This is a genomic window from Kitasatospora sp. NPDC057512 (assembly GCF_042802135.1).
In the GTDB taxonomy this organism is placed as follows: domain Bacteria; phylum Actinomycetota; class Actinomycetes; order Streptomycetales; family Streptomycetaceae; genus Kitasatospora.
Map to the genome: position 1 here is coordinate 1 of NZ_JBHVET010000722.1, position 4,297 is coordinate 4,297.

Consider the following 4,297-nt stretch of genomic DNA (forward strand, 5'->3'; position numbering starts at 1 on the left):
GCTCTCCCTGCAGCGGGCCCCTTCCTCCTCCCCGTCCCCTCCGTCCCCTCCTGTTCCCTCCCGCTTCCCCTCCGTCGCCGCCGCCCGGCTTCCCCGTCCGAGCGCCCCTGCCGGCGTCCCCACACATCGCAATTCCTCCCCTCGGCCGATCATGGCAATCCTTGAGCGCTGTCACTCGTACGAGGGGCTTTGCCGTTTGACCAGCGGGTACACGGAGGCCTTATCCGGACATGCGTATGACGGGCCCCGTCCCCGGTGGGGGACAAGGCCCGTCACTCGCGCGCGGGGTGTCGCGCGGAGCGCGCCCTCACCCGATCGGCAGAGGGCGGCTGGTCTCGGGGGCGTCCGACACGCCCGGGGCCGAACGGAGCAGAGTGGCTCGGGGGAGTGGGTCGGAGGTGGCGGCTCGGGGGAGCGGCCCGGGCTCAGCCCACCGGCGCGGGCTGGGCGGCCCCGGCGGTGCGGACCGAGGGCGCGTCGCGGCCGCAGGCATACGCGAGCGGACTGATCAGTTCTGCGGCGTCCGGCAGCCAGCGGTTGAGCGCGGTGGGGGAGCGGGCCCACTGGGCGTACCCGAGGGAGCCGATCCGGGACGGCGGGGCGACCGTCCAGTCCCCCTCGCCGCGGGCGACCAGGTCCAGCCGGCCGGGCGGCCAGCCGAGCCGGCGGAGCATCTCCGGGAGCCTGGCCGCGACCCCGGGCAGCACCAGGAAGTGCAGCCGCCGCCCGATCCGCCCGGGCGCGGCGGGCTGGACCACCACCGGGCCGAGCTGGAGGTCCATCCGCTCCATCCGGGCGAGCGCCAGGCAGCCGGCCGTCTCCGGGACGTCCAGGACGTCGAACGAGCGCCCGGTGGGCAGCAGGATCGACGCCTGCGACCGCTCGGTCCACCAGCTCCGCACCGCGCCGGGACCGGCGCTCGCCTGCCGCGCCCAGTCCGGGTCCAGCGGGTGGGCGCCCGGCAGCGTGCAGCGCCGGTCGCCGCAGGAGCAGCGGACGCCGCCGTCGCCGTCGTCGACCAGCCAGGCGCCCGGGGCGACCTCCCAGTGGCGGGTCTCGGCGTAGCCGACGGCCTCGATGAGTAAGGGGGGCGGAGCGGCCTTCTCGTTCCGGTCCGCGTCGGGGATGTCTTCCACGGGGTGCTCAACTACCGTGCGTGAGGCTGGTTACGGCCCGGAGCCGCCCGGTTGGGTGCATCGCGGCAATGTCACCCGTTCCGGTTAGTCGACCGAGTTGAAGGGCCCGAGGGCAGGCGCAGCGGGGGCGCACAGGAGCATTTACCAGGGCGCAAGGGGGGTGCGGTTCGTCACCGTGGGTATCCCGCTGGCGTTGCTGATCGCTAACCTGGTGTCAGATTCCTTGGACGGTCGGACAGTCGGCAACAGATCAGCAGAATCGTCGCCCGCCGGCCGGGACCGGAGGGTGTGGGGAGGCGAAGCCCAATGGCCGCGAGACCACTCGTCGCACGACAGCCCAACGAGCGTCTGCAGCAACTGATCCAGGAGGCCAGCTGTTCCAATGCCGGCCTGGCCCGGAGGGTCAACCTCTGCGGCGCCGAGCACGGGCTGGACCTTCGGTACGACAAGACCTCCGTCGCCCGCTGGCTGCGCGGGCAGCAGCCGCGCGGGCAGGCGCCGGCCGTGATCGCCGAGGCCCTCGGCCGCAAGCTCGGCCGCAGCGTGTCGGTCGAGGAGATCGGCATGGCGGACGGCAAGAACCTGAGCTCCGGCATCGGGCTCCAGTTCGCGCCGACCATCGGTGCCGCCCTGGAGCAGGTGTGCGAGCTGTGGCGCAGTGACGTCGGCCGGCGGGACTTCCTGACCGGCGCGACGGTCGCCGCCTCCGCGCTGGTGGAGCCCAGCCGGGACTGGCTGATCACTCCGCCGGACCCGGTGGTGGCGCGGGCCGGCGGCCCCCGGGTCGGTCCGACCGACGTGGCCGCGATCAAGGCGACCACCGCGATGCTGGTCGACCTGGACCACCGCTTCGGCAGCGGCCACGTGCGCCCGGTGGTGGTGCACTACCTCAACTCGGTGGTCTCCGGCCTGCTCGGCGGCGCCTACCGGGAGGAGACCGGACGCCAACTCTTCGCCGCCGTGGCCCGGTTGACCGAACTGGCCGGCTACATGGCGGTGGACACCGGACAGCCCGGGCTCGCCCAGCGCTACTACATCCAGGCGCTGCGGCTGGCCCAGGCCGCCGACGACCGCGGCTACGGCGGCTACGTGCTGGCCGCCTCGATGAGCCACCTGGCCGCCACCCTCGGCAACCCGCGCGAGATCGCCCAACTCGCCCGCGCCGCCCAGGAAGGCGCCCGCTCGGTGGCCACCCCGACGGCGATGGCGATGTTCTACGCCGCCGAGGCCCGCGGCCACGCCCTGCTCGGCGACGCCCGCTCCTGCGAGACGGTGTCGGCCAGGGCGCTGGAGGCGATGGAGAAGCGCCGCCCGGAGGACGACCCGGACTGGATCGCCCACTTCGACGACGCCTACCTCGCGGACGAGCTGGCCCATTGCCACCGGGACCTGGAGCAGGCCGGCCCGGCCGAGCACTACGCCCGGCGGGCGCTCGACCTGCACCCGCCGACCCGGGTCCGGCGCCGCGCGGTGGACCTCGTCCTGCTGGCCACCGCCCAGCTCCAGCAGCGGGACCTGGAACGCGCCTGCGAGACGGGCACCCAGGCGGTCCGGCTGCTGAGCGGGCTGCGCTCCAACCGGGGCGTGGAGTACCTGGACGAGTTCCGGCGCCGCCTGGAGCCGTACCGGGAGCAGCGGGTGGTCCGGGAGTTCCACGCCCGGGCGGACGCCGAGGCGGCTTAGCGGGGCCGCCGCGGGTCGTCTGTGCAGGGAGCGTGACGGATGTCCCGCCCACGTGGTCACCCGGTGAGGCGAACCGGTAGCGTGGGCGCGACGTCCAATGGAACTGTGATGCTCCCAAGAACCGACGAGATGTGGTCCGCCGTCAGTGCGCGGTCCTGCACAGGTGAGGAATCGCGTTGAGTCAGCGCCGCTCGTACCCGAACTCCGGTGACTTCAACCTGGACGACCTGTTCCGCCCCGAGCCCGGCCAGCCCCAGGGCCAGCCGGGCCAGCCGGGCCCGCCGCAGGCCCACTCGGCGGTGCCGCCGGTGGGACAGCCGTCCGGGCAGCCGGAGTACCTCGGCGAGGGCGCGCACGCGCTGCCGACCCAGGCCATGCCCGCGCAGCCGATGCCCGGCCAGTCGCCGGCGGGCCAGTCGCCGGTGGGCCAGCCGATGCCCGCACCGAGTGCCCCGTGGGGCGCGCCGCAGCCCGGCTACGGCGCCGCGCAGCCCGGGTACGGCGCGCCGCAGCCCGATCCGGCCCCGGAGACCCAGTACCTGCCGCCCTACCCCGGCGGCGACCCGCAGGTCCAGCCCGGCTACCCGGCGGCGCAGGCCCAGCCCGGCTACCCGCAGCCGCAGCCCGCGCCGGGGTACCAGGCCTACCCGCCGGCCGCCCAGCCGCAGCCGGCCTACCCGGCGCAGGACTACCACCAGGGCTACGCCCCGGAGCAGGGGCAGGACTACGGCCAGGGCTTCGACGCGACCCAGGCGGGCGGCTCGGGGCGGGGCGGACGCCCGTCCAACAAGCTGATCATCGGCGGTGTGGTGGCGGGCTGCGCGGCGGCCGGCATCCTGGTCGCCGTCCTGATGAACGGCGGCAGCGGGCCCAAGGACGACGGCAAGAAGACCGGCCCGGTGGCCGCCACCGCCGGAACCACCGGCACCGGTGCCCCGGGGACGGCGAGCGCGAGCGGCTCCGGCGCGGCCGTCGACCCGGACGTCAAGGCCCAGGCGCAGCCGCTGTCGGACCTGCTTGGCACCGCGAGCGACAGCCGCAGCTCGGTGGTCTCCGCGGTCGCCTCGGTGCAGAAGTGCGACAAGCTGCCCGAGTCCCAGCAGGCGCTGACCGCCGCGGCCGGCAAGCGGCGCGAGCTCCAGAGCAAGCTCGGCCAGCTGAAGACCGACAAGCTGCCCGGCGGCCAGCAGCTGGTCGACCAGCTCAACGCGGCCTGGACGGCCTCGGCCCAGGCCGACGACGAGTACGCGGCCTGGGCGCAGGACGCCCAGGGCACCTGCGACGCGAAGAAGCAGGACAACCCGCACTACAAGAACGCCGTCCAGGCCAGCGGCACCGCGACCACCGCGAAGAAGCAGGCCGCCACGCTCTGGAACACGATCGCCGCCCAGAGCGGACTGCCCAACCGGAGCGACGGCGACCTCTGAACGGCGACCGCTGAGCGGTGGCGGCCGCTGAAGGACCGGAGGGGACGGGCC

At 74.7% G+C, this 4,297-nt stretch carries 3 protein-coding genes; 2 read left to right on the forward strand and 1 reads right to left on the reverse strand.

What is annotated here, in order from left to right; translation table 11 throughout:
- Nucleotides 1-425 precede the first annotated feature (425 nt).
- Nucleotides 426-1,136: a bifunctional DNA primase/polymerase gene (locus tag ACFU6K_RS32575; protein ID WP_380669189.1), complete on the reverse strand. Its 711-nt coding sequence runs from the start codon at nucleotides 1,134-1,136 to the stop codon at nucleotides 426-428.
- A gap of 306 nt (nucleotides 1,137-1,442) precedes the next feature.
- On the opposite strand from ACFU6K_RS32575, the gene ACFU6K_RS32580 reads away from it, so the two are divergent.
- Together ACFU6K_RS32580 and ACFU6K_RS32585 are read left to right on the forward strand one after the other, a co-directional pair.
- Nucleotides 1,443-2,819, forward strand: coding sequence for a hypothetical protein (locus ACFU6K_RS32580; protein WP_049649968.1), 1,377 nt, complete (start codon nucleotides 1,443-1,445; stop codon nucleotides 2,817-2,819).
- Nucleotides 2,820-2,995: 176 nt separating this feature from the next.
- A complete protein-coding gene (locus tag ACFU6K_RS32585; protein WP_380669191.1) occupies nucleotides 2,996-4,246 on the forward strand; it encodes a hypothetical protein in 1,251 nt (416 codons plus the stop codon).
- Nucleotides 4,247-4,297 lie beyond the last annotated feature (51 nt).